General features: G+C 47.0%; 20 protein-coding genes. 19 read left to right on the top strand and 1 reads right to left on the bottom strand.

From position 1 onward, the window contains the following. The first annotated feature begins 536 nt into the window (after positions 1 to 536). The 19 genes from OXH39_00460 to pncB all read left to right on the top strand — a co-directional run bounded on the left by OXH39_00460 (position 537) and on the right by pncB (position 24,807). Complete coding sequence (locus OXH39_00460) at positions 537 to 2,678, top strand: BatA domain-containing protein (GenBank protein MCY3548902.1); 2,142 nt, start codon at positions 537 to 539, stop codon at positions 2,676 to 2,678. Between the two features lie 135 nt (positions 2,679 to 2,813). Continuing rightward, positions 2,814 to 3,731, top strand: coding sequence for a phytanoyl-CoA dioxygenase family protein (locus OXH39_00455; GenBank protein ID MCY3548901.1), 918 nt, complete (start codon positions 2,814 to 2,816; stop codon positions 3,729 to 3,731). Beyond that, positions 3,721 to 3,960 (top strand): hypothetical protein, encoded by a 240-nt coding sequence (locus OXH39_00450; GenBank protein MCY3548900.1) that lies wholly within the window; start codon positions 3,721 to 3,723, stop codon positions 3,958 to 3,960. The genes OXH39_00455 and OXH39_00450 overlap by 11 nt, the downstream gene beginning before the upstream one ends. A gap of 75 nt (positions 3,961 to 4,035) precedes the next feature. Beyond that, positions 4,036 to 4,794, top strand: coding sequence for a ribonuclease PH (rph, locus tag OXH39_00445; protein ID MCY3548899.1), 759 nt, complete (start codon positions 4,036 to 4,038; stop codon positions 4,792 to 4,794). Further along, positions 4,769 to 5,374 carry an RdgB/HAM1 family non-canonical purine NTP pyrophosphatase gene (rdgB, locus tag OXH39_00440; GenBank protein ID MCY3548898.1) on the top strand — a complete coding sequence of 202 codons (606 nt, stop codon included), beginning with the start codon at positions 4,769 to 4,771 and terminating at the stop codon, positions 5,372 to 5,374. Before rph ends, rdgB begins: the two co-directional genes overlap by 26 nt. A gap of 97 nt (positions 5,375 to 5,471) precedes the next feature. Then, complete coding sequence (efp, locus tag OXH39_00435) at positions 5,472 to 6,029, top strand: elongation factor P (protein MCY3548897.1); 558 nt, start codon at positions 5,472 to 5,474, stop codon at positions 6,027 to 6,029. Between the two features lie 91 nt (positions 6,030 to 6,120). Next, positions 6,121 to 6,639, top strand: a complete 519-nt coding sequence (locus OXH39_00430) for an acetyl-CoA carboxylase, biotin carboxyl carrier protein (protein MCY3548896.1) — start codon at positions 6,121 to 6,123, stop codon at positions 6,637 to 6,639. 172 nt (positions 6,640 to 6,811) lie between these two features. Beyond that, the gene (accC, locus tag OXH39_00425) at positions 6,812 to 8,170 is read left to right on the top strand and encodes an acetyl-CoA carboxylase biotin carboxylase subunit (GenBank protein MCY3548895.1); all 1,359 of its coding nucleotides are present in this window, start codon (positions 6,812 to 6,814) and stop codon (positions 8,168 to 8,170) included. Further along, positions 8,167 to 9,948: a CRTAC1 family protein gene (locus tag OXH39_00420; GenBank protein MCY3548894.1), complete on the top strand. Its 1,782-nt coding sequence runs from the start codon at positions 8,167 to 8,169 to the stop codon at positions 9,946 to 9,948. Before accC ends, OXH39_00420 begins: the two co-directional genes overlap by 4 nt. 63 nt (positions 9,949 to 10,011) lie before the next feature. After that, on the top strand, positions 10,012 to 11,406 hold the full coding sequence (locus OXH39_00415; protein MCY3548893.1) for a tetratricopeptide repeat protein: 1,395 nt from the start codon (positions 10,012 to 10,014) through the stop codon (positions 11,404 to 11,406). 317 nt (positions 11,407 to 11,723) lie between these two features. Continuing rightward, positions 11,724 to 13,271: a hypothetical protein gene (locus OXH39_00410; GenBank protein MCY3548892.1), complete on the top strand. Its 1,548-nt coding sequence runs from the start codon at positions 11,724 to 11,726 to the stop codon at positions 13,269 to 13,271. A 50-nt stretch (positions 13,272 to 13,321) separates the two neighbouring features. Beyond that, positions 13,322 to 14,119, top strand: coding sequence for a hypothetical protein (locus OXH39_00405; GenBank protein ID MCY3548891.1), 798 nt, complete (start codon positions 13,322 to 13,324; stop codon positions 14,117 to 14,119). Positions 14,120 to 14,203: 84 nt separating this feature from the next. Beyond that, positions 14,204 to 14,833, top strand: coding sequence for a hypothetical protein (locus OXH39_00400; protein ID MCY3548890.1), 630 nt, complete (start codon positions 14,204 to 14,206; stop codon positions 14,831 to 14,833). 50 nt (positions 14,834 to 14,883) lie between these two features. Continuing rightward, on the top strand, positions 14,884 to 15,927 hold the full coding sequence (locus tag OXH39_00395) for a VCBS repeat-containing protein (protein MCY3548889.1): 1,044 nt from the start codon (positions 14,884 to 14,886) through the stop codon (positions 15,925 to 15,927). A 42-nt stretch (positions 15,928 to 15,969) separates the two neighbouring features. Then, the gene (locus tag OXH39_00390) at positions 15,970 to 17,460 is read left to right on the top strand and encodes a hypothetical protein (GenBank protein MCY3548888.1); all 1,491 of its coding nucleotides are present in this window, start codon (positions 15,970 to 15,972) and stop codon (positions 17,458 to 17,460) included. A 53-nt stretch (positions 17,461 to 17,513) separates the two neighbouring features. Next, positions 17,514 to 19,031, top strand: a complete 1,518-nt coding sequence (locus OXH39_00385; protein MCY3548887.1) for a hypothetical protein — start codon at positions 17,514 to 17,516, stop codon at positions 19,029 to 19,031. A 421-nt stretch (positions 19,032 to 19,452) separates the two neighbouring features. Further along, a complete protein-coding gene (locus OXH39_00380) occupies positions 19,453 to 20,886 on the top strand; it encodes a DNA methyltransferase (GenBank protein ID MCY3548886.1) in 1,434 nt (477 codons plus the stop codon). Between the two features lie 124 nt (positions 20,887 to 21,010). After that, entirely contained in the window at positions 21,011 to 23,386 is a 2,376-nt protein-coding gene (locus OXH39_00375) for an FG-GAP-like repeat-containing protein (GenBank protein MCY3548885.1), read from the top strand. Beyond that, complete coding sequence (gene pncB, locus OXH39_00370) at positions 23,383 to 24,807, top strand: nicotinate phosphoribosyltransferase (protein ID MCY3548884.1); 1,425 nt, start codon at positions 23,383 to 23,385, stop codon at positions 24,805 to 24,807. The genes OXH39_00375 and pncB overlap by 4 nt, the downstream gene beginning before the upstream one ends. Here pncB and OXH39_00365 read toward each other — a convergent pair. Next, positions 24,714 to 25,841 (bottom strand): AAA-like domain-containing protein, encoded by a 1,128-nt coding sequence (locus tag OXH39_00365; GenBank protein ID MCY3548883.1) that lies wholly within the window; start codon positions 25,839 to 25,841, stop codon positions 24,714 to 24,716. The genes pncB and OXH39_00365 overlap by 94 nt on opposite strands. Positions 25,842 to 26,171: the final 330 nt, after the last annotated feature.

Raw genomic sequence — 26,171 nt, 5'->3', positions numbered from 1 at the left:
TGCGGGATGTAGACGGCAAAGAACGAATAAAAAATAAACATGTGCAGAGCAACACAGACTGCTCAACGAAAGACGGGTAAAAACGCATCGTAATCCTACAAAGTTGGTGGATAGCCTCCATACCAAGCCAATGTAGCATTGCTGCAGACTGGAATGGGCGAGCGGGTATGCGGAAAACCGTATCCCCCGGAGTCTACGGACTTGTCGCACGGCGTTCTTGGTAGAAAGAGAAGCTGTAAAATGGGTGGAAACAGAGCCAGCCCACGACGTCGCGAAAAAAATAAAACGGGCAGGCTTGGCTGCCTAAAGTGGAGCGACAGTAAGACGGTGGACTCTCTGAGAAAACCGCAGTCGCGAGGAAGCACAAGCCCCTACCTTTAGGTAGTGGGTACCTATGACGATAGTTACGAGTTAATAGTTATCAGTTAAGAGGTGTCTTGGGTTAGTAACAATAAAAGTAACCGAACACAGGCGTTTAACTGAAAACTGAAAGGTTTTTCGCAGAAAAACCGTACTGACAACTGACAACTATTTCTATGTTTTTTGGATTAGATATTTTAGCACCTTTATTCGCGGTTGCTGGTGCGGTAGGTGCCTCAATTCCTCTTATCTTGCATCTGCTGAACCGAGAGCGTGCGAGGCGGTTGGTATTCAGCACTATCCGTTTCATACAGATGTCGCATCAGACGAATGTGCGACGACATAAACTGAAACGGCTGCTGCTGCTATTGATGCGTATTCTGATGTTAGCACTGCTCGGTTTCGCGTTTGCGCGTCCGTTCTTCGCTCAAACCTTTGTCATTGCACAGAAAACAGGGGGTAAACGGAACGCTGTTATTATTCTGGATACCTCCTATAGTATGCGCTATGAGAAGGTATTCGAGAACGCTAAGAAAGAAGGACTCAAGATTCTCGATGGCTTGGATACAGCCGATGCCGCGTGCCTTATTCTTTCGTCCGATAGTGCCCGTGTCGTTGCGCCGCTCGGTTCAGAATTCGCACACATTAGGACCGCTTTGAGCAATGCCGAAGCAACTTATAAACCTACGGATTACTTGGATGCGCTACAGACTGCAAATGAAATACTTGAGCCTATTCCTATTGGTGAAAAACAGGTTTATCTAATCGCTGATATGCAAAAGCGGGGATGGGAGAACTTCATTGAAACGGATAAACTCAACCCCGATGTCCAAATCCAGTTCGCTGATGTGCGTGCTGAACAACCACGCAATCTCGCGATAACAGACCTCAGTGTGCCACCTGTTGTACTGAAAGAACAAAAAGCGTCATATCTTGTTGCCCGTGTCCGTAATTTCGGTGATGAAGCCGTTGAAAATCTACCGGTTCGTCTTTTCATAGATGGCAATATGATACACACCGTCCAACTTGACATTGAACCGGACGATCTTGGAGATGCTGTCTTCAAAGTTGACTTTCAGGACGAAGCAACGCATACAGGTTGGGTTGAACTACCAGAAGACGCACTCGGTGCTGACAACAAACGCTATTTCACTTTACAGAGTTTGCAGTCAATCAAAGTCCATGCCGTCAGCGATGGACCTCGAACACAAAGCACTTATCAAACGGCAGAAACGTTTTTCATGAAAATGGCGTTTGCAGTAGGTAGTGATGCTGTACCGATTAATTTCACCGAATCGAGTTCGGTGCCGAATACAGCAACACTCGATCGCGTTGATGTTCTGGTTCTTGCCAATGTCGCGCAATTCTCTTCCAGTGAGGCTGGACGTGTGGCAGCTTACGTTGCTGCTGGCGGCGGTTTGATTGTGACGGTCGGTGATAACATAGATATTAATGCCTATGAACAAAATCTTGGCGGCGAGATAGGGGTGATGCCCTGTAAATTTGTTCAACCCGTTGGTGATGCGTTTGATCGGCAGCAGTTCCGTGTGCTTGCTACGGTGAAGTATGAACATCCTATTTTTGCTCCATTCAAAGAGCCGAATCACGGGGATTTCGGTAAGGCGCGATTCTATAGACTTTTTCAGGCGGTGCCAACAAAAGATGCTACCGTCATTGCGACTTATGATGATGGCAGCCCCGCGCTCTTTGAGAAACCTTATGGACAGCTAGGACGTGTGCTCTGCTTTACCTCAACGATAGATAGGGAATGGAACGATCTACCGATCCGAGCCGTCTATCTGCCGTTCTTGCATGAGTCTATTAAGTATCTTGCGCTCAAGGACGTAGAGGCTACCCCCGATTACCGCGTCGGGGACAATGTGGAATTGAAGGCTTTTGAAACTGAAGATGAGAACAGAACCGGTGACAGAGAGGTCGCTGTCTTCAATCCGAACAATGTTGAGACGCGCTTACAGCGAAGCGAAGGGACCACAACGGGAGAGGTTGGACAAGGCAGTCTCTTTTATGCAGACACATCAATACCGGGTATCTACTCGGTTCATACATCCGGTGCAGAGCCTTATTACTTTGTCGTCAACGGTGATGCGACTGAGTCCAACCTTGCGGCGCGCGATGTAGAAGAGCTTTCGAGTATGCTAAAGGGTACTGCAGACGAGTCGATTGAGGATACGCCTGCAGCGGAACTGGTGGCGCAATACCGTGAGGATGTTGAAAAGAGTCAAGACGTGTGGATCTATCTCATGTTAGCAGTTTTCGCTTTGGCAGTAACGGAGATGTTCTTTGCTAACCGCGTTTAACTATAAGAGGGTTATCAGTTTTCAGTACGGTTTTCTTTCAGAAAACCTTTCAGTTATCAGTAAAGAGGTGTTTAATTGAATCTGAAACCTCTTAACCGATAACCGATAACTATTTCAGACATAAAAAATAAAAAAATGAACTTTGAATCAAGCGCACCGATTGAGGTGCCACAAGTCGTATCTGATGAGCAGGTCCAATTTTTTGTGGACAACGGGTATCTTGTTGTTCCAGATCTGCTTTCGCTTGATGAAATAGAGGAGTTGCGGCAGGACACCGTTACAATCGCTAAAGGGGGTCATCCGTGTGATAACCTCAAACCGCTTCCTGAGGATGTCAGTGATAACGAAGTCATCAGCCGTATCCTTTGTATTCATCAACCGCATTTTGTCAGTCCAGTTATTGAGAAGTACGTTAAGCACCCGAAAATCTGCGGTATCTTGAGTCAGATCGCCGCTGCACATCTCCCGCATTGGGATGGGAGCGTCAAGTGCATGCAGTCTATGCTATTCGTGAAACCACCGAATTTCCAAGGGCAAGCGTGGCATCAGGACGAGATTTACATTCCGACACGCGATCGCTCCTTGATTGGTGCTTGGATTGCAATGGACGACGCTACCGTGGAAAATGGGTGCTTATGGATTCTACCGGGGTCGCACCGTCGCGGCTACCTCTATCCGCAGAGAGCTCATGAAAATCCAGATGAGTTCGACTTTGCGGAGGAGAGTTACGGTTTTGATGATACAGATGAGGTCCCTGTTGAAGTTAAAACCGGCACTTTGGTTTTCTTCAACGGCTATCTGCTCCATCGGTCGCGTAAAAACCGTGGTGATACGTATCGCAGAGTTTTGGTGAGCCATTACTGTAATGCATGGTCATTGTTACCTTGGTCGCTTAGAGAGGGAGAACGTCCCGCGAGTGCTGACCGACGATGCATCATTCCAGTTTCTGGTGTTGATCCCTATGCATGGAAGGGGTACGACGCGCCTCCTAAAACCGTTTCTCTGCGAACCTGCAAAGCCGTTGAGCAGTTGGAGACATCAGATGAAAGTTAAGCCTTTTGACGCAGCTCGCAAGTCAAAACTTGCTGTTCAAATTGCCGAACTCAGGCAAGCGTTAGAGACAATGTTGTCGCGGATTGAAACCGGTGAGGATATATTGGAGCAGTTGGAACGAATTGACGCGTTGTCCCAAGACCTCACTCCGGCAGCCCCCAAAATGCTACAGCACTATCTTGAGCGGAAAAGTTATACAAAGGCGTTGGATTTACTTAAGACGCTGTAAGGGTGGCTCCTGTGGCTGCCCAGTCGGGTCGAGGTGACTTCGCCCCTACCGACATAATTCATAGGAAGGAGAAAGATGGCAAGAGCAGATGGGCGCGGGTTAGATGAGTTGCGCCCGGTCACAATTAAACGACACTACATCAAACATGCCGAAGGCTCAGTTCTCGTGGCAACAGGTGATACTCATATTATATGCACCGCGTCTGTGATTGACCAGCAGCCGCGCTTCATGCGCGACCAGCGTATCAAAAATAGGGGATGGGTAACGGCTGAATACTCTATGTTACCGCGTTCTACCTCTGAACGGATGCAACGTGAGGTAACCCGCGGAAGCGTCGGTGGTAGAACACAGGAAATTCAACGTCTTATCGGGCGTTCCCTACGTGCCGCTGTTGATTTGGAAGCTTTAGAAGAGCAGACAGTTTGGATTGATTGTGATGTCATTCAAGCGGATGGCGGAACACGTACTGCATCGATTACGGGTGCCTTCATTGCCCTCTGGGATGCCTGTCAAGAACTCGTCAAAAGCAAGAGAATCAAAAATTTCCCTATTGTTGACAACATTGCCGCAACGAGTGTCGGGCTTATCAAGGGTGAACCGATGTTGGATCTCTGCTATTCCGAAGACTCAACAGCAGATGTTGATATGAACATTGTTATGACGGGAAGCGGGAAGTTTATAGAGATACAGGGCACGGCAGAGGAGAAGCCTTTTTCGCGTGAAGACTACGATCAGATGCTCGATCTCGCTGTGGGCGGTATACAGCAGCTCATCCGCCTTCAGAATCGGATGATGTTGGAGAACTTAGATGAAGCTCGTATTGGCGACGCGTAACCAAGGGAAGGTGAGGGAACTCACAGAGATGCTCCGCGTCGAGGAAGATACCAAGCAGCAGATTGAGGTTATCTCCTTGGACAGTTATCCAGATGCGCCAGAGGTGGTTGAGGATGGCAAAACGTATACAGAGAACGCAGCCAAAAAAGCATCCGTTATCGCTGAACATACGTCCCAGCTCACCCTTGCTGATGATGCTGGATTGGAGGTAGATGCTCTCAACGGTGCACCGGGGGTCAATTCTAAACGCTGGGCTGGTGAAGACGCAACCGATGCTATCCGAATCGAGAAACTCCTTCAGGCACTTGAAGGTGTCACAGATAGACGTGCACGTTTCGTCGCTGTGATCGCAGTCGTACACCCCGATTCCGCTCCTGAGACGGTTCTCGGTGTTTGTGAAGGACACATCAGGCACGCGCCTGTAGGAGAGAGTGGTTTCGGTTATGATCCTGTGTTTGTGCCTGATGGTTACGATCAGACCTTCGCAGAATTGGGAGAAAAAATAAAAAACCAGATTAGTCACAGAGCAAAAGCGTTGGAACAAGCGATTGTCTTGCTTCATCGCTATTCGCTGGAATAGTTGTCGGTCTTCGGTCTTCAGTTACAAGAGGTGTGGTGGTATTCCACAAGAACCCTCTTAACCGATAACCAACAACCATTAAAAAATAGAGGAGAAAATGGCAGCACTTAACGATTTACGAAACGGGTTGGTTATCCGACTCAATGATACTATTTACACCATAGTCAGTTGTGAGCATGTCAAGCCGGGGAAAGGCGGTGCCTTCGCACGAACAAAAATCAAACGTGTTTCCGACGGTGCCGTTTTGGACAGGACGTTTCGTGCCAATGAAAACGTCGAAACCGTCAGGCTCATGGATCACCAGATGCAGTATATGTACCGAGAGAGTGATGTACTGTGGTTTATGGACAATGAAACATTTGAACAATATACACTTCCTGTAAATCTTATTGGAGAGGACCTGAAATTCCTAAAGGAGGGTGAAACTGTCACCGTCAAAATGGAAGGGGCAGTACCACTTGCGGTTGAACTTCCGAACTTCGTTGAACTTCAAATCGTTGAGACCGATCCCGGATTACGGGGCGATACTGTCAGCGGCGGTTCAAAACGTGCTACACTTGAGACAGGTGGTGTTGTTAACGTTCCTTTGTTTGTTCAGAATCAAACGCGTATCAAAGTTGACACACGCACCGGAAAATATGTAGAAAGGATATAGTGGCTATCGGCTGTTAGCCATCAGCCGTCGGCAAGATGGATAGATATACCGAAACCCTCTTTGCCAATTGCTGATAGCCACGAAAGTAGAAATGCGTCAAAACAAATCCAAGGATAAGCCTCAATCTGCGGAACAGGACTACAGTGAGGTTCTGGAAATTGTTGAACAGTTGGCAGAAATCCTTGACCGCACTGGTCTCACAGAGGTCCGTATCCGGGACAACGAATTCGAGGTGCAAGTTTCTCGACACCGGAGTAGTCCAGGTGGATATGAGCAGCAGCCGCTGCAACCGGTAGAGACAGGTATCGCGGTGGGGACACCGCAGCTGCCTGCAAAAAATGAAAATGTGGAGGCAGGCGCGCAGGCGGATAATGGATTCATCAGTGCCCCAATGCCCTCACGCTTTTATCGTTCTCCTGCACCTGATGAACCGCCCTTCGTGGATGTCGGAGATGTGGTCGCCACGGGTGAACCTGTGGCTGTTCTCGAAGTCATGAAGACTTACAATCCAGTGGAAGCACCATTTAACTGCGAGATATTGGAAATTCTCGCTGAAGATGGCGAGGCGGTTGAATATGGACAGCCTCTGTTCCGAGTGAAGCAAGCATAGGAATAGCTGTCAGCAGAATAGCCATTAGCAATCAGCCTTCAGCCGTCAGCATATCTCTTGTGGTCGTTAATTCTCTTGTGGCTGCCACAACAAAATTTGATACGACAAAATAAGTGCTGATAGCCGATAGCCGACTGCTGAAAGCCATTCCCGCCGATAGCCAATAAAGAACATGATGAAAAAGATACTGATAGCAAATCGTGGTGAAATCGCCGTCCGCATCATCCGTGCATGTAAAGACATGGGGATTAAGACGGTAGCGATTTACTCAACCGCTGACGAAGATGCCCTGCACGTTAAATATGCTGACGAGAAATACTGCATCGGTCCGCCCCCCTCAGCAGCAAGTTATCTTAAATACTCAAGTATTATCACTGTCGCGGATTATGCAAATGTCAACGCGATCCATCCCGGAGCAGGCTTCCTCGCTGAGGATGCACAGTTTGCGGAGATGTGTGAGGCGCACGAAATAAAGTTCATCGGACCCTCTGTTACAGACATCCAGACGATGGGCGATAAGGTGAAGGCACGCGAGACTGTGGCAAAAGCCGGCTTGAAGCTTGTGCCCGGTAGCCAGAGTGGTAGGCGCAGAAACAGCAAAAAAGCGACAGTTGAAACCGCCGAGGATGCTGCAGAGCTCGCTGAGAAAATCGGTTATCCTGTTGGAATCAAAGCCGTGGCAGGCGGTGGTGGTCGTGGTATCCGAATCGCGGAGAACCGTCCGAGCCTTTTTAATCTTTTTCACACTGCAAAAGCGGAGGGTGAAGCAGCGTTTGGTAACGGTGATGTCTACATTGAGAAATGGATTGAAGAAGCGCGACATATTGAAGTCCAAATTCTGGGAGATACCCACGGCAACGTTGTCCATTTAGGTGAACGTGAATGCTCTATCCAGCGTAAACAGCAGAAACTTTTGGAAGAAGCACCCGCTGCCTCAATTTCACCTAAACTTCGTTCTGATATCTGTAAAGCCGCCGCGAAAGCCGCAAAATCAATCGGTTACACGAATGCTGGAACCATTGAATTCGTTGTCGATAAGGATGAGAATTTCTATTTCCTTGAAATGAATACTCGGATTCAAGTTGAGCACACTATTACTGAGAGTATCACCGGTATTGATCTCATTAAAGAGCAGATCCGACTCGCGATGGGCGATGAACTCGGATACAATCAATCTGATGTTCAGATCCAAGGGCATGCTATTGAATGCAGGATTAATGCTGAGGACCCAGCAAACAACTTCATGCCTTCACCGGGACTCGTCACAACCTACGATCCTCCGGGCGGCATTGGCATCCGGCTTGATGGATATATCTACACCGGCTATACCGTTCCTTCGCACTACGACTCACTCGTGGCGAAACTCATCGCAACTGGTCGGGATCGGGATGAGGCGATTGCACGGTTGAAACGCGCATTGTCTGAGTTCAAAATTGAGGGCATAAAGACTACAATTCCGCTTTATCAGGATATTCTCGACGATGACCGCTTTCTCGGTAGAGCAGTTTTTACGAATTTCTTAGAAACATGAAAAATAGTCATCAAGAATGGCAGTCAGGGCGATTTTCTTTCAGAAAATCTTTCGGCAGTCAGCAGTCGGCAAATAGTGTAAAAGAAAACCTACTTCTCTTTGCCGAAAGCCGAAAGCCGATAGCCATTCTCGCGTTTGCAATCTCTATGCTAACAGCTATGACGCTAAACGCGGTTACCTTTACGGATGTCACCAACGAAGCCGGTATCGATTTCCAGCATTCAAGCGGAACCCGTTCCAGTCTACTTCCAGAGGACATGGGATCTGGCGCAGGTTTCGCCGATATAGACAACGACGGGGACATTGACCTCTATATTGTCAATACCCCCGGTCCCTTCACACAAGATGGCGGTGGTAATAAAGGAAACGCCAATGCGTTATATCGTAACAACGGTGATGGCACGTTTACGGACATCACGCGTCCTGCAGGTGTTGGGCATCAAGGATACGGCATGGGGTGTGTTTTCGCCGATTACGACGCGGATGCCGACCTTGACCTTTACTTAACCAATTATGGCGCGAACGTGCTCTATCGAAACAACGGGGATAGCACCTTTACCGATGTGACGGAGATAGCCGGTGTCAATTGTGAATTGTGGAGTACCGGTGCTGCCTTCGCGGATGTGGACGGGGACACCTACCTCGATCTCTACGTTTGCAACTATGTCACCTACGATTTGGAACAGCTGGAACAGATGAAGGAGGAATCGGTACAATCTGGAAAACCGGTGCCGAGTGCGCTGAATCCACATGTTTTTGAACCTCAAGATAACGTTTTTTATCGGAATAACGGAGATGGCACTTTTACCGACACAACCGCTGAGATAGGAGTAGCGGCGACAGGTGGTAGAAGTATGCAAGCCGTTTTTAGCGACTTTGATAATGATAACGACCTGGACCTCTATGTTGCAAATGATACCTCCACGAACCATGTCTATCGCAACAATGGTGACGGAACGTTTGCCGATGTAAGCGATGAATCGTGGGCAGCGGATTTTCGAGGTTCTATGGGACTCACTGCCGGTGATTATGATGCTGACGGCGATATTGACCTCTTTATGAGTCACTGGGTTGACGAGGAAAACGCACTCTATAGAAATTTGTTCAAAGAGGATGGAATCGCTGAACGTATCAGGTTTGTAGATGAATCCTATACGGCGATGCTTGCTGAGGAGAGTATCAAGCAGATCGGATGGGGGACTGCTTTCTTTGACTACGACAACGATGGTGATTTGGATATCTTTGTAACAAACGGCAGCACTTTTCAGGAGCTTAAACAACCGGAGGTGCTTATCCCTCAACCTGATGCGTTGTTCCGAAACGATGGGGATGGAGTGTTTACCGATGTTAGTGAGAGCACGGGGATTGCCGCACTCCCTCTCCGAGTTGGTCGCGGGGCGACGTTTGGCGACTATGACAACGATGGCGATGTTGATATTTTCATCGTCAATAACCATGCACCACCGACTCTGTTGCGCAATGAGGGCGACCGCAGTATATTAACAGGGCAAAACAATTGGCTGCATGTTAAATTAATTGGAACAGGCGGAAATCGAGATGCTATTGGTGCAAAGATCCAAGTGAAAACGGCAGATCAGACGCAGATACGGGAAATTTATGCCGGTGATAGCTACATGTCTTTTAACAGTCTCGTCGCTGAATTCGGCGTAGGGAACGCCTCCCGTATTGAGACGTTACAGATTACTTGGCAGAATGGAGAGACGCAAACACGCCATAATATACCGGTAAATCAGCGAATCCAGATAAGGCAAGAATAGCCATCAGCAATCAGCCGTCGGCTGTCAGCAAGAAAGCCGAAAACCGAAAGCCAATACTGTCAAATGAGAAACTCTTTCTATCTATTCATTTCTATATTTTTAGTGCTACTCGCATGTGGTGGAGATCCTACCCTTGAGCGCGGCAAAGCATTTCTTGAAACAGGCGACACGACTGCTGCCATTCAGCAGTTTGAAGCGGCAATTAAGCAGAACCCTTCCAATGCCGAGGCTTACTATCAGCTCGGTTTGGTGTATGAAAAGTTAGAGGATGCGACACAAGCGAGCGATGCCTTCAGAAATGCTGTGAAGTTGGCACCGAAACGGGCAGAAATCACTTTGGCACTCGGGCGCGTTTATTGGCACAATAATGACCGTTCCCTTGCGCTTGTTCAGTTTCAAAATCTGCTAAGGGGTTCTCGAAAAAAAGAAGTGCTCCTTCAATTGGCTGGACTCACCGGTGATGCCTACCATGTCCAACGTCTCCGCACCGAAGGCAGTGACGATTACGAGCAGACCTTTACCGAAAAAGGGAATATGATGACGTTTACTGCCAAGTACACGGACGATTATAGTCCCGCAATCTCGCCTGATGGAAAATGGCTTGCCTTCGCCTCCAATCGCCTCCAGAACGCCGAATTGTATCTCATGGATCTCACGACGCGTTCACTCCACCAATTGACGCATACCGAGGAACTTGATGAATATATGCCTGCTTTTTCTCCAGATGGGAAGTCGATTGCCTTTGTTACAGAGCGCACCCGCGGTGGTATGATGCTCCCACCTGTTCAAGCGAGCGGCTCTGATCCGAAGAGTGCGACGATCTATCTTATGGACGTTGATGGGAAAAACCAGCGTCCATTGATTGATATAGAGGGGGCACAACGTGCGCCTGTCTTTTCACCTGACGGGCAAAAGATCGCCTTTGAATCCAAGGCTCCTGCGCAAGAGACAGGTGGTGGTCCGGGAAGCACCGAGAATAATGATACCTTAGAAATCTACGTCATTCATAGTGATGGCACAAACAAGAAGCAGCTGACACATAACGATGTGGACGACGGACATCCAACGTGGGCACCCAATGGAAAGCAGATCGCCTTCACCGCAATGGTGGGAGACATCTACCAGATTTTCAGCGTTAGCGCAGCAGGCGGCACGGCGAAACAATTGACATTCACGAACGCAAGCCATTATCATCCGATTTTCAGTCCGGATGGCAAGCGAATTATCTATGTGTCAAACGCGCATAACCATTATACGCTCTGGATGATGAACGCCGATGGCACAAATAAAACGCAGCTGACGAACCACGTCGGTGCCCATTTTGAACCGAGCCTCTCACGGGACGGAAAGAGACTTGTGTTTAGTTCCGACCGTTCGGACCACATGCGGATCTATCTTATGGATTTGACGCAACCTGTCCAACAAGAAGAACTGAAAGCGAGATTGGCAGGCTTGTAGCTTATAAAGTAGTAGACACACGCCGTCATGCCGTAAACACCGATTTCCCGATCGCGACCTCGTCCTACCGAACGCTGACCGCTAACCTCTTCTATTTGTATTCTCCGCAAAAGTGTGGTTTAATTATAGTAGGATGAACCACAACTCACCTATTCAAGAATATCGGAAGGCTGGAGGAAATCTACTGCCATTCCCACCCGCTTTCGGTTGAATAGAAGGATGGAAGGAATGAGGGCTGGCGAATCACTTTCCATGCTTCTACCTTTCCTATCTTCCGAAGCACCTGGCATCTGACAAACCGAATCGGAGAAAAAAATATGAAGCAACCTCTTCAAATCCCACTTTTTGGACTTACTCTTTCACTGATATTCACTGCTTTTGTGGTGAATGCGGATACCGCCAAAACGACGACTTCTCAAGTCACATATCACTATTACTATGAGTTTAATGATCTTAGCGAGAAAAAGTATTACCGTTTTTTGCCGAATCCGGCACCCGAAGCCCTCTTTTACCAGACCCGGATGATAGCTTCAGCAGATATCGATGCCACGTCTGGAAAAGAGACCGTTGTGCTAATCGTTGTGGGTTCAAAACCTCGCGCAGGCTTCAGCAACTGGCACCAAGCGTTTCTCCTCATTACTAACACAAAGGCAAGGAAGCTGGAGAAAAAAGCGTTCTTCAAACTTTTTGATACAGGCAGGCATCCGTTGGAGGTCCCAGCAGCGAAATCCATTGAACTTCATAACCGGTCAGTCATCTTCTCGGAAATACATGAAGCTGCTCATAAACCGGACAGTGTTTCCTTTAGACTTGTAGATTTGACGGGTGATGGCACTTTGGATATTTGGGTGGAATCCGATTATGGGGTTGCGCTGATCTCTTTTGCCAACGGCGTATTTAATGAAGTCCTCACAAACTACACTGTGAGCAAACAGAGACTTGCAGAAGCCACTAACATCGAGTATTACGGTTACAATGTTCGGTTTGATCCTAAGGGGCAGAAGTATCACGACTTCTTGGCTGCTACGGCACCTGAAGGACTCTATTACAACACTCGGAAGACAGCGATTGGAAATATTGATGACACGCCTGAAAAAGAGACGATTGTTCTAATGACTGCTGATACGGGTGTTGATGCCCCCCAGGGCGAATGGGTTCAAGCGTTTCTCGTTATTGCGGAGGACGAAGCAGATGGGGTTTCAAAGAAAAAGGAGCTTTTCAAACTTTTTGATGCTGGCACACATGCGTTTGATGTGCAAGGGAAAACGATTGAACTTCAGAGTGTTCCCTTCGTCTTTTGGAAAGTGCGGAAAGATCAACCTTGGTTTTACTACGGTGTCTCCTTTGAAGTCGTAGATTTGACAGGCGATGGCATTTTAGACATCTGGGTTGAATGTGCCTATGGTGTCGCTGTGATTTCGTTTCAGAACGGCGAGTTTGTGGAAGTCTGCGGCGGTTATAGTTCCCCAAGAAGCGAGAACCCGATAGAATACGTTGATCTTGATAAGGATGGTATCTATGAAATCAAAATTCCTGATAGCATACATATCAAGGGTGCCCCTGGCGCAGCGGCTCCGGAATGGATGAGCCTCTACGAGTGGGATGGCACAACTTACGTTTTGAATAACAAAAGATTCTATGCTGAGAACGACGAATTCCTCATTCGCTTATTAGAGCAGTATATTTTTTGGCAGCCTTTTTCAAGAAATGAGGAAATATACCATTTCTACATCGGCTTGGTATACTACTATCGCGGCAAGACATCAATGGCGAGAGAACTACTACAGCGCGTCGCCAGAAATGCAGAAAACGATGATTATAGGAAAGCCGCCGAAGAACTCTTGAAAAAATTGACATCGTATTAAAAAGCAGACGCTCCTGTCTGACAGCAGACACAACGAAGCTGAGAAAAAATATGAAACAATTTCTTCAAAACACACTTTTTGCACTTACTATTTCAATGATGCTACTCACTGCTTTTTCGGCGAATGCAGATACCTCCACAACCACGACTTCAGAAGTCGTGTATCGCTATTACTATCGCGAAAATACTTTTACCAAAAGGTATCACCGTTTTTTCCCTAATCCAGCACCTGAAGACCTCTATTACTATACCCGGATGGATGCCCTCACAAATGTTGATGACACATCCGAAAAAGAGAGCATTGCTCTAATCGTTATCGATAGGAAACACGGTGCAGACTACGGCAACTGGCACCAAGCCTTTCTCCTTATTACGGACATCAAGGCAAGGAAACCCGAGAAAAAAGCCTTATTCAAACTTTTTGATACGGGAACTTATGCGTCGGAGGTCCCAGCAGCGAAAGCGATTGCACTTCATAACCCACCATCCGTTTTCACTGAACCGATCAATCTCTCCTTTAGACTCGTGGATTTGACGGGTGATGGCACTTTAGACGTTTGGGTGGAATCTGAACACGGGGTTGCGCTCATCTCTTTTGAGAACGGTGAATTCAGGGAAGTCTTCAGCAACTACACGCTTACGAGAGAGAAATTCACAGAAACCCCTGATGAATATCACTTTTACGATAATCTGACTTCCCGTGAGGGACGGACGTATCACCGTTTTTTGGGTGTCCCACCACCGGAAGGACTCAGTTACACTACCGTGAAGAAAGCCATTGCAAATATCGATGACACACCCGAAAAAGAGACCATTGTTCTAATGATTGCTAATGAAGGAGATGAATGAAACCAAGCATTTCTCCTCATTACTGATACCCAAGCAGGCGAGTTTCCTAAGCAAAAAGAGTTATTCAAACTTTTCGATGGTGGCATGTATCATATTGATGTGCCGGGGAAAACGATTGAATTTCAGAGTGCACCCTTCGTCTTTCGGGAACGGTTCAGTAGGATCACTTGGGATTTTATCAATGCTACTCACTTTAGACTCGTGGATCTGACGGGCGATGGCACTTTAGACATCTGGGTGAAATGTGCCTACGGTGTTGCTGTGATTTCTTTCCAAGATGGTGAATTCAAGGCAGTCTGCGGTGCCTATAGTTCTGCCAGAAGGGAGGACCCGATAGAATACGTTGACTTGGATAACGATGGCATCTACGAAATCAGGATTCCCGACTGCATAGGCATCGACAGTGTCCCTGGTGCGGCGGATCCGCAATGGATGAGCCTTTATAAGTGGGATGGGAACACCTACGTCTTGGATAATGAAAGATTCTATGCCGAGAATGACGAGTTCCTCATTGGATTATTGAACCTTTATAATCATGTGTTAATGCGATATGGAAGATTTGACGAATATGGCTTCTACATAGGACTGGTATTCTACTATCGTGGCGACATTCCAATGGCGCGTAAGTATCTACAATGGATCGCCGAACATGCCGAAAACGATAGTTACATCCAAGCCGCTGAATCTCTTTTGAAAAAATTGCCACCCCAGTGAGGATTGAAAACGATCCGTCATCAGATGGGTCGAATTTGGAGACAAAAAACATGAAGCAACACATTCAAACCACACTTTTTGGACTTGCTATTTCGGTGATACTCGGTTGTGGAATAGTAAATGCTGACACGCAAACACCCAAAATTTCTGATATCGAGTATCAGAGATACGAATGGACAAATGATAATGATTTTGAGGGGCACGCATATCATCGCTTTTTAGCGACCCAGTTACCGAAAGGACTTTATTACTTTACTCGGATGGTAGCCACTGCAAATATCAACGACACACCCGAAAAAGAGACCATCGTTCTAATCACTATTGATAAAAAGGTGTCCTCATACCCATACGATAGTGATTGCGTTCAAGCGTTTCTTTTGATTACTGAAACTGGTTCCCAAGTAGGGGCACCGACGAAGAAACATGTTTTCAAACTTTTTGATGCCGGCACACATGCGTTGGATGTTCCAACGAAGGCTTCCATTGAACTTCAAAGCCCGTCGTTCGTCTTCACCCAACCTCCGAAAGATGCTTTTAAGTCTCGCGACTCTGTCTTTAGACTCGTTGATTTGACGGGTGATGGCATTTTAGACGTATGGGTTGAATTCGGCTATGCTGTGGTTGTCATTTCTTTTCAAAACGGCGAATTTGAGGGAACCTTCAGTTCCTATACGGTTCCCGGACCTCTGCCTGATCCTGAGTACATTGACCTTGATAACGATGGTAGATATGAAATAAAGATTCCATATAGCATACAAATTGAAGGGGTTCCCGGTGCCCCTTATCTGCCATGGATGAGCCTCTATGAGTGGAATGGAAACGCTTACGTCTTGAATAACGAAAGATTCTATGCTGGGAACGATGATTTCCTCATTCGCTTATTGAGCGAATATAATTATCAGATGCTTCGCCGCGGAACGTTTACCAAACAGTGCCAGATATACAGTTTCTACTTAGGGTTGGTATACTACTATCGCGGCAGCACAATGGGAGCGCGAGCAGTTCTGAAGCTGGTCGTCGAGCGTGGAGGACAGAACGATTACGTTCAAGCCGCTGAATCTATCTTAAAAAAACTGCCACCACCGCCAAGATGAAAAACGACCTCTTACTCAGACACACCGAAACGGAGAAAAAATATGAAACAACACATTCAAACCATACTTTTTGGGCTTGCTATTTCGCTGATACTTACTGCTTCTGCGGTGAATGCGGATACCGCTAAAACGATGACTTCTCAGGTCAAGTATAACTACTACTATCACCTCAATGATCATCACGAGCAAAAGTATCACCGTTTTTTGCCTAACCCCGTCCCTGAAGAACTTTATTACCATACTCGGATAACAGCCATCTCAAATGTTGATGACACCCCCGAAAAAGAGACCGTTGTTCTGATGGTTGTGGGTACAAAACCTCACGCAGCCTTCGGCAACTGGCACCAAGCGTTTCTCCTCATTACTGAGAACACTGCAGATGGGGTTCCGAAGAAAAAAGCGTTATTCAAACTTTTTGACACAGGGGCACATCCATTGGAGGTCCCGGCAGCGGAGGTCATCGAACTTCACAGTCTACCCTCCGGAAACCTCAAGCTACCGACCGATGTTTCGCTTAGACTCGCGGATATGACAGACGATGGCACTTTAGATGTTTGGGTGGAATCTGCCCACGGGGTTGCGCTCATCTCTTTTGAGAACGGTGTATTCCAAGAAGTCCTCACCAACTACACCGTGACCAGAAAAAAACTCGCAGAAACGCCTGATGTTGAGTACCATTGGTCGGAGTTTGGACTTGAATTTCAAGGGCAGATGTATCAGCGGTTTCTGCCCTCCCTCCCATCAAAAAGATATCGTTACGAGACCCTGAGAGCAGCTATCGCAAATGTTGACGATACCCAGGAAAAAGAAACCATTGTTTTAGTGGCGGCTTATAGAGATGGAATCGACATTTACGGCGAGTGGTCCCAAGCGTATCTCCTGATTACGACAACCGAGGCAGATGGAGTTCCAAAGAAAAAAAACTTATTCACCCTTGCAGTTCAGAACCCGTCTTTCGTCTTTCGAGAATTGACCAGCGTTCATTCTTGGGGCACTCGCACCGTTTCCTTTAAACTCTTGGATTTGACGGGTGACGGCATTTTAGACGTATGGATGGAATCTCACCACGGCGCGGTTGTCATTTCTTTTCAAAACGGCGAGTTCAAGGAAGTTTGCAGTGCCTATAGTTCTATCAGAAGAAAGGACCCCATAGAATACATTGACCTTGATAACGATGGCATCTATGAAATCAGGATTCCCGACAGAATATCTGTCAGCGGTGGTGGTGCTCGCGCGTCGTATCCGCAATGGGTGAGTCTTTACAAGTGGGATGGAAACACCTACGTCTTGGATAATGAAAGATTCTATGCCGAGAATGACGAGTTCCTCATTGGGTTATTGGACCTTTATAATCATGTGTTGATTCAATATGGAAGATTCGACGAATACGGATTCTACATAGGATTGGTCTTCTACTATCGCGGCGACGTTCCAATGGCAAGAAAGTATCTACAGTGGGTAGCCGAAAATGCCGAAAACGATAGATATGTTCACGCCGCAGCAGACCTCTTGAAAAAATTGACATCTCATTGAAAAACGAATCTTCCGCGTCTGATATCCAACAGACCGAATCGGAGACAAAAAACATGAAAACTACACGCCTTGGACTCAGCATTTTGCTGATACTTACGGTTTTGGTTCCTGTAAATGCGGATACCCCGAAAGCAACCACGTCTCGGATCAGCTATAGTTGTTATTCCCCCTTCTACGATCTTGAAGAATATCACGGTTTTTTACCTTCCCCCGCACCCGAGGGACTCCATTACCATAGCAGGATGAGAGTCACCGAAAATATTGATGACACCCCCGGGAAAGAGAACATTGTGCTAATCCTTGGTAATACAAACTCCACCAGGCCCGCAGACCTTAACAATTGGAGACAAGCATTTCTCATCATCGCTGAAAGAAAAGCAGGGAAACTTGAGAGGAAAGCCTTATTCAAACTTTTTGATACAGGGAACGACCCGTTAGATGTCTCAACGAAATCTATTGAACTTCATAACGCCCCATTGGTCTTCACAGAATCGACGGATGTCTCCTTTAGACTCGTAGATGGGACGGACGATGGCATTTTGGATGTTTGGGTGGAATCTGCACACGGGGTGGCACTCATCTCGTTTCAGGATGGCGCGTTCAAGGAAGTCTTCAGCAATTATACCGTTAGCAGAGAGAAACTCACAGATGCTTTTGATGTCGAGTACGTAAGGTATGACTGGCCTTATGATCTTGGGGGTCAAAAGTATCACCGTTTTTTGGGAAACCCGCCCTCGGAAAAACGCTCTTACACGACGCGGCTGAAAGCGATCGCAAATATTGATGATACCGCCAAAAAAGAGACGATTGTTCTCATGGTGGCTGAGCCAAAGGGAGAATGGGTAGAAGTGGGGCAATGGAGCGAAGCGTTTCTCCTCATTGCTGAGGCTGAGACCGAGATAACCGGGTTTCCCAAGAAAAAAGAATTGTTCGGACTTTTTGGCGGGTCGTCTCATGATTTGAATGTCCCCGTGAAAACCATTGAAGTTCAAAGCGCCCCTTTCATCTTCCGGGACCATTGGAGCGGAAGTGGGGCTTTCAAGTCCGTCTCCTTTAAACTCGTTGATTTGACAGGCGACGGCGTTTTGGACGTATGGGCTGAGCATGCCTACGGAATGGCTGTGATTTCGTTTCAAGAGGGTGAGTTCAAGGAAATTTGCAGTGCGTATAGTTCCCACAAAAGGGAGGACCCCATAGAATACGTTGATCTGGATAATGATGGCATCTACGAGATCAAGATTCCCGACAAAATATCTAACGACACGGGACCGACAGCGTCATATCTGGATTGGATGAGTTTCTACGAGTGGGATGGAAACGATTACGTTTTGAATAACGAAAGATTCTATGCCGAGAATGATGATTTCCTCACGCTGTTGCTGGACCAGTATAATACTTTGTCTCGTTATAGCAGAAACGAGGTATACCATTTCTATATCGGTTTGGTATACTACTATCAGGATAACGCCCCAAGGGCGAGAGAGTTTCTACAGCGCGTCGTCGAACATGGGAAGAAACAAGATTATAGGAAAGCCGCAGAAGAACTCTTGAAAAAGTTGCCACCCCAGTGAAGATTGAAAACGATCCGTCATCAGTGCACCAACTGTAGGTTGGGTTGAACGGATCCCTCCGAAAAATCGGACATAGAAAATCAACTTCAAGGCTTAGGGGATCCCCGAATGTCCCAAAGCCCGAGTGAAACCCAACACTGTTTTCTGAAAGCGGTGGTTTTGTTGGGTTTTTGCTCTATTGGCTTACAAGAAAGGCACATTGGCAAGTTAGAGTTTCAGGAATAACAAGAAGGATTAAATTTTTTATCGCTTAGCCCAACCTACGGGACTAAACCCTTGATTTTATTGACTGTTCGCTTGTTTTAAGTCGTGAAAAATGGTATAATCATTGCAGTTAAAAAGGGAGGCTGCAACCTCAACCGTGAGTGCATTTTCACAAAGTTTGTGAATGAATCTATGCGATGATGAAAGGCTGTTTTGTATGGAAACCATGAATATTAAGTCGAAGACGATATTCACGGGTGACAATTTACCTATAATGCGTGGGATAAATAGTGAATCAGTGGATTTAATCTACCTTGACCCACCATTTAATAGCAAGACTAACTACGCAGCCCCCATAGGTTCAGTAGCTGCCGGTGCTGAATTCAAAGATACGTGGACGCTTAATGATGTTGATGCTGCTTGGCTTGATTTAATTGAGACGAAATATCCTGCACTCAACCGAGTTATCCACGCGGCAATGACGGACTCCGATAAATCTTATCTCATTTATATGGCGGTTCGGTTGCTGGAGATGGAGAGGATACTCAAGGATACGGGGTCAATCTACCTACACTGCGATCCGACAATGAGCCATTATCTGAAGTTGGCAATGGATGCGGTGTTTGGAAAGGAAAATTTTTTAGCAGACATAACATGGAAACGTTATGCGGCACATAGTCTATCAAAATCTGCCGTTGACACTATATCGGATCATCTTCTTTACTATGCCAAAGACAACATGTGTGTTATCGCTAATAGGGTAACCTCACAGTTAGATACAGAAAAATTAAACAAGAAATTTCCGCATGTAGAAACCGAAACGGGTCGTCGTTTTCAGCATGTAGCGTTAGAACAGAATTCAAATAGGTCCAGTGCCGGAGAAGTTCGTAAAATAGGAGACAAAACTGTAACCTCTGATATTGGGTGGAGATGGAATCAATCAACGTTCGATGAAAGAATCGCCAAAAATCCATACCTAATCTATTGGACGAGAACCGGAAAGCCAAGATACAAGATTTATGCTGATGAATACTCAGGTGAACCTGTTGGGAACATTTGGACAGATATACCGTATCTTGCTTCTGGAGATGGTGAACGCACAGGCTACCCAACCCAAAAGCCCGTTGCTCTACTCAATAGAATCATTGAAGCCTCATCTAACGAAAGTGATGTCGTTTTCGATCCGTTCTGTGGGTGCGCCACAACCCTCGTCGCAGCGGATAGACTTCAACGGGATTGGATAGGTATTGATATATCAGCGAAAGCCGCCGAGTTAGTTGTTGAACGCATCAAAGCAGATCAAGGATTGTTTCAGGAAATTATTGCACGCACGGATATTCCCAAACGCACGGATTTAGGCAATATTCCCCGATACAACGCATCTAAAAACAAAATTCAACTCTACGGCGAGCAAGCTGGGAATTGTAATGGATGCGGCTATCATTTTGAAAAACAACACCTTGAAATTGATCACATTATAGCGAAATCCGTTGGGGGAACTGACCATATTGAAAATCTTCAACTGCTCTGTTCTCACTGTAACAGGATCAAGGGTGATCGTGGACAGGAATATCTTATTTCAAAACTTCTTGTTTATTCTAAGCTCTTTCAATATCACCTCAAGCGCACATTGCATAAGGATAAACCCTAGGGCTTGTGTAAAATTGAACAACCCGGACCTCCGCTTGACTTTCCCCAGTAAATCTGTTATCCTCTGTAACACCTGTGAGAGGGGTTTCTAACCCCGAAATCCTGATTCAGAGAAGAAAACAGATATGCGAGCAACTTTTTCTATTTTCCTTATCTTCCTTATCAGCATCGGCTGCAATACAGATTCACCCCAAAATGACGCGAACCCGCAAGTCACCGCGCACTATCAGAGGGGCATGGACGCATTAGACAGGAACAACTTCGTCGAAGCGGAAGAAGCATTTCAGTCGTGCCTACGAATTGATACGAATGCCCACGATGCACGCATGTTGCTTGCACGTACCTATGTCCGACAGCAGAAGTTTGCTCGTGCCGAAGAGACGTTGCAAACGCTGATAAACCTACTTAAACAGGTCCCGGAAGCGAAGGATAAACTTTCGAGAGCGTATCTAACATTAGCGCAGGTTTTCAGTTATCAACAACGCTTTTCTGATTCTACGACTGCCCTCACCAATGCTTTAGAGGTAAACCCTGATGATACCGAGGCACGTATCAGGCTCGGCTATTTCTTAGGCGCGCCGCAACAGATGCTTGTCCCCGATCTCTCGGCATCCAAACGGCAGTTTGAAAAGGTACTGGAACTTGAACCGAATAATCTTGAAGCGATGCTCCAACTCGGCTTAGCTGAATTCCGTCTCGGTGAAGCCGATAAAGCCGCTGAGCGATTTGAAAATATCATCCAAAATTACCGCCGTCATTCTGGTGCGTATTACTATCTCGGTGTCTATCATCTCCGACACGGCGCGCCTGAAAAGGCTGTTGAGAATTTCAAAGCGTCGCTCCAGCTCAAACCTCGCGATCCCGAAACCTTATGGAACCTATGGACGGCATCTAATGAACTCGGTGGCTATCCAGCAGACTTACCGGAGGAGTTTAAAATAGCCATCAGTGGCGTTTGGATGGAAGAAAGGAAGAATGGAAGGATGGGTGTCCCCCAATCTTCCACCCTTCCATCCTTCCACCCGATAGCCGATAGCCAATTCACCGACATTGCCCCCGACTTAAAGATGGACAAGATTGATGGCGGACGCGGGAGTGCTTGGGGCGATTACGATAATGATGGGGATTTGGATATCGTTGCTGTCGGGACGTACCAGCCACACGCGCTTTACCGAAATAACGGCGATGGCACATTTACTAACACAGCGGTACAAGCGGGCATCGCCGATCCGAGAGGCGGTTGGGGTTCGCTTTTCGCTGATTACGATAACGACGGTTACCCTGACCTCTATATCACGCGTGGGGGTTGGTCGGGGGCAGCGGAGAATACGCTCTATCATAACAACGGTGATGGCACATTTACCGATGTCACGCACACCGCAGGTGTTGCGGACCCGCAGAGCAGTTTCTGTGCTGCTTGGGCAGATTATGACAACGATGGCTATATTGATCTCTACGTTGCGGACGGTATTATCGGTGATGGTGCCGCGAACGTCTTATACCGTAACAACGGTGATGGCACGTTCACGAATATCGCAGAAGCAGCCGGTGTTGCAGATACTGGTAACTCTCTCGGAACAGCTTGGGGGGATTACGATAAAGACGGGTATATTGATCTGCATGTCGTCAATTTCGGACAGTCCAATGTGCTTTATCGGAACAACGGCGATGGCACGTTCACTGATGTCACGCCGATGACCGGTATGAATCTCCCCGTTACGGATGCCTTTGTGACCTTCTTTCTTGATGTGGATAACGATGCAGATCTGGACATCTTCATCTCAAACTCAGGATCTTTTCAAGCCTTCATCGCAGGTCAAATAACTGGAACTGCGCCACACGATGGCGATCGGCAGGTGCTTTATCGGAATAACGGCGATGGTACATTCACTGATGTCACCCGTGAGTCAGGACTCTATCACGCTTTCGGCGCGATGGGCGCAAACTTCGGCGATATTAATAGCGACGGTTACCTTGACATCTATCTTGCCACTGGCGCGCCACAGATGGGACGGCTTGAACGCGACGCGCTCTTCCGCAACAACGGCGATGGCACTTTTACCGATGCCACTTTCGCTTTAGGGTTAGGCAACATTGGAAAAGGACACGGCGTAACTTTCGGTGATATTGATACGGACGGTGATGTTGATATCTACGTGCCTGTCGGGGGGGCGTTTATTGGGGACCAGTGGCATAATCTTTTCTATCAAAATACGGGGACTGGGAACAACTATCTTAATTTGAAACTGGTCGGGGTCAAAAGTAATCGGGATGGTATTGGTGCTAAAGTGACGCTGCGTGTTGGTAGCAGTGTGATTTACAGAGAAGTCAGTGGTGGATGTGGTTTCGGATCAACGAATAGTCTGCCTCTTGAGATCGGACTTGGAAAGCACACAAAAGTTGATACGCTTGAAATCGTCTGGCCCTCCGGTCAAGTGGATACGCATCGGAATCTATCAGTCAACCAGAGATTGGTCATCACTGAGGGAAAAGGTCTATGAATGCACCAAAAGATGTCTTACTTACAGTCGATGAGATGGCACTCTTCGTTGATTACTATCAACTCACGATGGGACAAGCCGATTTCGATGCACAGAATAATTCTGTTATCACAGCGAACTACTACGTCCGCACGATTCCACAAGGACAATATCTCATTGCTGCTGGATTAGAGCAGGTAATCCACTACATCTTAAATCTACGCTTCACCGATACCGCACTTGACTGGTTAGCACAACGGGGGGACCTGCACGCTGACTACCTTACCTCCCTTAAAGACTTCCGCTTTGATGGTTCTGTTTTCGCTGTCCCTGAAGGCATACCTGTTTTTCCCAATGAACCGATTATCAACGTCACAGGCAGATCACGCGATGTCCAACTCTTTGAAACCTATCTGCTGTGTGTGATGAATTTCCAGACCTTGATTGCCACAAAAGCCTCACGGATTGTGCAAGCCGCGCGCGGTAGACCCGTGTTTGACTTTGGGGCAAGGCGGGCACACGGCAGGGATGCCGGTATCCTCGCCGCCCGCGCGTCCTTCATCGGTGGTGCAAGCGGGACATCATTGGTGCTTGCGGGGCACTATTTCGATATTCCCTACGTCGGCACAATGGCGCATAAGTTCATCTCCGAACGACCTACCGAATTGGAAGCGTTCCGCGATTATGCCGTAGCCTTTCCAAACAGCACAACGCTCCTGATAGATACGTACGATACACTTCAAGGGGCAAGAAACGCGTGCATCGTCGCGAGGGAGATGGAAGCACGAGGTGAACGATTACGCGCAGTCAGACTGGATAGCGGTGATCTCTTAGCACTTAGCAAAGAGGTTCGGGGCATCTTTGATGCCGAGGGACTTGACTATGTCCAAATTATCGCAAGCCATGAACTTGATGAATTCCAGATAGACACGTTGCTCAAAAACGGAGCACCGCTTGATAGTTTTGGGGTGGGGACGCGTCTCGCTACAGGAGCTAACTTCAATTCATTCACAGGCGAAGGTGGGACTTCTGCTTTGGGTGGGGTCTATAAGTTGGTCGAGCGTGATGGTAAGCCTGTTGGAAAACAATCGCATGATGAGCCTGCTAAGGCAACGCTACCGGGCAGGAAGCAGGTCTATCGTATCACCGATGCTAACGGGAATTATGCTAAAGACGTTGTAACAATTTGGGATGAACCGATTTCTGATGGACAACCCCTCCTGATACCGATTATCCGAGACGGGGAATTGGTATACGATTTTCCAAGCCTGCATGACATTCAGACCTTGATGACCGCCGAACTCAAAAAGTTACCGGATTCGCATAAACATTTAACGGAAGCGAAACCCTATCTTGTTGAAATAGATTCGGTTTTGCGTGAAGGAAAGTATTCCTCCTCTAATCCGTTTACTGCTGGCTTGAATGCACGCAAAATTCTATAGAGATAAATCGGATTGGCAATTTCACACATGCCGTCAGTCCCTCTGGAGATGACTCCATAACTTGCGAGTTCACTGATATTGTCGTCATCTATGTTGAAGGGCACGCCATCCTCATGCGCGGTAATCCGCATAAGGATTTTTTCAAAACATGGGTCTTTTCGGATATTGGTTGTCAGATGCTGGATGTTGGTGTTCCTGGCGTGGAGAAGTTGTGTGTGTGCTGTCGTAAAGTGTTCCATCGTAATCGGCTCGGTTTTCGGGATGTCCAATTCCTCGGTGAGAATCTGCGCGAATCGATTGACAAGCACGGGTTGTCCGGCAGTCTGTTTGTGGATAGCAGTTACGACGTCAGGCACGAATGCTTGACCAACTTCGTCGGTGTATTGACCAAGGAGTTCTTGCACCTGTTCAAGCGTAAAGTTAGGTAAATGGAATTCCTGCTGAATATTGAAGGGTGAGACAGACCTATCGTAGTTAAGTTGGATGATATTCTTGATACCGACGCTGTGCGGACATCGCGTCCGCCCCGAAAGATAGATACGGCGTAACGAACGCAGGAACCCCGTAACAGCATCTCGTGGAATAGCATCAAATTCGTCAATCAGGAGGACAACCTTCTGATTTTTTACAAAGCTTGCCAGTTCTTCAAAAAACATTCTCATTGAAACGTGATCTATTATCTTCACGTTATCTAAGAATTGTATTAGCGTTTCAGAAGGAACCTCCCCGCGTTTCTGAAAAACGTTTTCAATTTCTTTGCGAACGTCCCTATAGAAGTAGGAATAAAAATCTGCAGGTGCGGAGTTTTCGTACTCCTCAAAATTCAGTTGAATGGGGAAGTAGGTCGGATCTTCAGCCGTGAGTGCGTCAAGTGCCAGACGAAAAAAGGTAGTCTTACCCGTCTGGCGTGGCGCGAAAAGCACGATGTATTTGCCCTGTTTGACGCGGTCGATGAAATCGGCAGTTTCTTCCGTGCGCGGGACAATATAGTTATCCTCAAGATACAAGCGACCTTCGGTTCCAAAACGTCTCATTCCTTTTCTCCGATTAGGTTGGGGCTAAATCTCAATGTATTGTATCACATCCGCGTGTAGAGGTCAATATTTATTATTTCTACACCAGCCAAAAGGCAAGGATACATGAAGATTAAAAATCGGTAATTTCCTATGGAGTCCGGTGTGGTGTTTTGTGTTTTCCAAAGTACCCTCTTACCTTTGGGTTTTACTATAGTTTTCGGTTATCGGTTATCAATGAATCCACGTCATCTGTTACATCTCAAGAAGGCACACAGGAAAGCGTTGGGTTTCACTGCAAGACTGATTTACGTTCGCAAACTTCATTAGGGACCCCTGAAAAAATGGTAA

It is taken from the genome of Candidatus Poribacteria bacterium (genome assembly GCA_026702755.1).
Taxonomy (GTDB): domain Bacteria; phylum Poribacteria; class WGA-4E; order WGA-4E; family WGA-3G; genus WGA-3G.
This window is presented reverse-complemented; position numbering and strand designations above follow the sequence as displayed.

Bases quoted from the DNA above. Each gene is read 5' to 3' on its own strand.
- OXH39_00410 (MCY3548892.1), top strand. From the start codon at position 11,724: ATGAAGCAACCTCTTCAAATCCCACTTTTTGGACTTACTCTTTCACTG.
- OXH39_00415 (MCY3548893.1), top strand. From the start codon at position 10,012: ATGAGAAACTCTTTCTATCTATTCATTTCTATATTTTTAGTGCTACTC.
- OXH39_00395 (MCY3548889.1), top strand. From the start codon at position 14,884: ATGAAGCAACACATTCAAACCACACTTTTTGGACTTGCTATTTCGGTG.
- OXH39_00455 (MCY3548901.1), top strand. From the start codon at position 2,814: ATGAACTTTGAATCAAGCGCACCGATTGAGGTGCCACAAGTCGTATCT.
- OXH39_00385 (MCY3548887.1), top strand. From the start codon at position 17,514: ATGAAAACTACACGCCTTGGACTCAGCATTTTGCTGATACTTACGGTT.
- pncB (MCY3548884.1), top strand. From the start codon at position 23,383: ATGAATGCACCAAAAGATGTCTTACTTACAGTCGATGAGATGGCACTC.
- OXH39_00380 (MCY3548886.1), top strand. From the start codon at position 19,453: ATGGAAACCATGAATATTAAGTCGAAGACGATATTCACGGGTGACAAT.
- OXH39_00390 (MCY3548888.1), top strand. From the start codon at position 15,970: ATGAAACAACACATTCAAACCATACTTTTTGGGCTTGCTATTTCGCTG.
- rdgB (MCY3548898.1), top strand. From the start codon at position 4,769: ATGAAGCTCGTATTGGCGACGCGTAACCAAGGGAAGGTGAGGGAACTC.
- rph (MCY3548899.1), top strand. From the start codon at position 4,036: ATGGCAAGAGCAGATGGGCGCGGGTTAGATGAGTTGCGCCCGGTCACA.
- OXH39_00405 (MCY3548891.1), top strand. From the start codon at position 13,322: ATGAAACAATTTCTTCAAAACACACTTTTTGCACTTACTATTTCAATG.
- OXH39_00450 (MCY3548900.1), top strand. From the start codon at position 3,721: ATGAAAGTTAAGCCTTTTGACGCAGCTCGCAAGTCAAAACTTGCTGTT.
- accC (MCY3548895.1), top strand. From the start codon at position 6,812: ATGATGAAAAAGATACTGATAGCAAATCGTGGTGAAATCGCCGTCCGC.
- OXH39_00375 (MCY3548885.1), top strand. From the start codon at position 21,011: ATGCGAGCAACTTTTTCTATTTTCCTTATCTTCCTTATCAGCATCGGC.
- efp (MCY3548897.1), top strand. From the start codon at position 5,472: ATGGCAGCACTTAACGATTTACGAAACGGGTTGGTTATCCGACTCAAT.
- OXH39_00460 (MCY3548902.1), top strand. From the start codon at position 537: ATGTTTTTTGGATTAGATATTTTAGCACCTTTATTCGCGGTTGCTGGT.
- OXH39_00420 (MCY3548894.1), top strand. From the start codon at position 8,167: ATGAAAAATAGTCATCAAGAATGGCAGTCAGGGCGATTTTCTTTCAGA.
- OXH39_00365 (MCY3548883.1), bottom strand. From the start codon at position 25,841: ATGAGACGTTTTGGAACCGAAGGTCGCTTGTATCTTGAGGATAACTAT.
- OXH39_00400 (MCY3548890.1), top strand. From the start codon at position 14,204: ATGTATCATATTGATGTGCCGGGGAAAACGATTGAATTTCAGAGTGCA.
- OXH39_00430 (MCY3548896.1), top strand. From the start codon at position 6,121: ATGCGTCAAAACAAATCCAAGGATAAGCCTCAATCTGCGGAACAGGAC.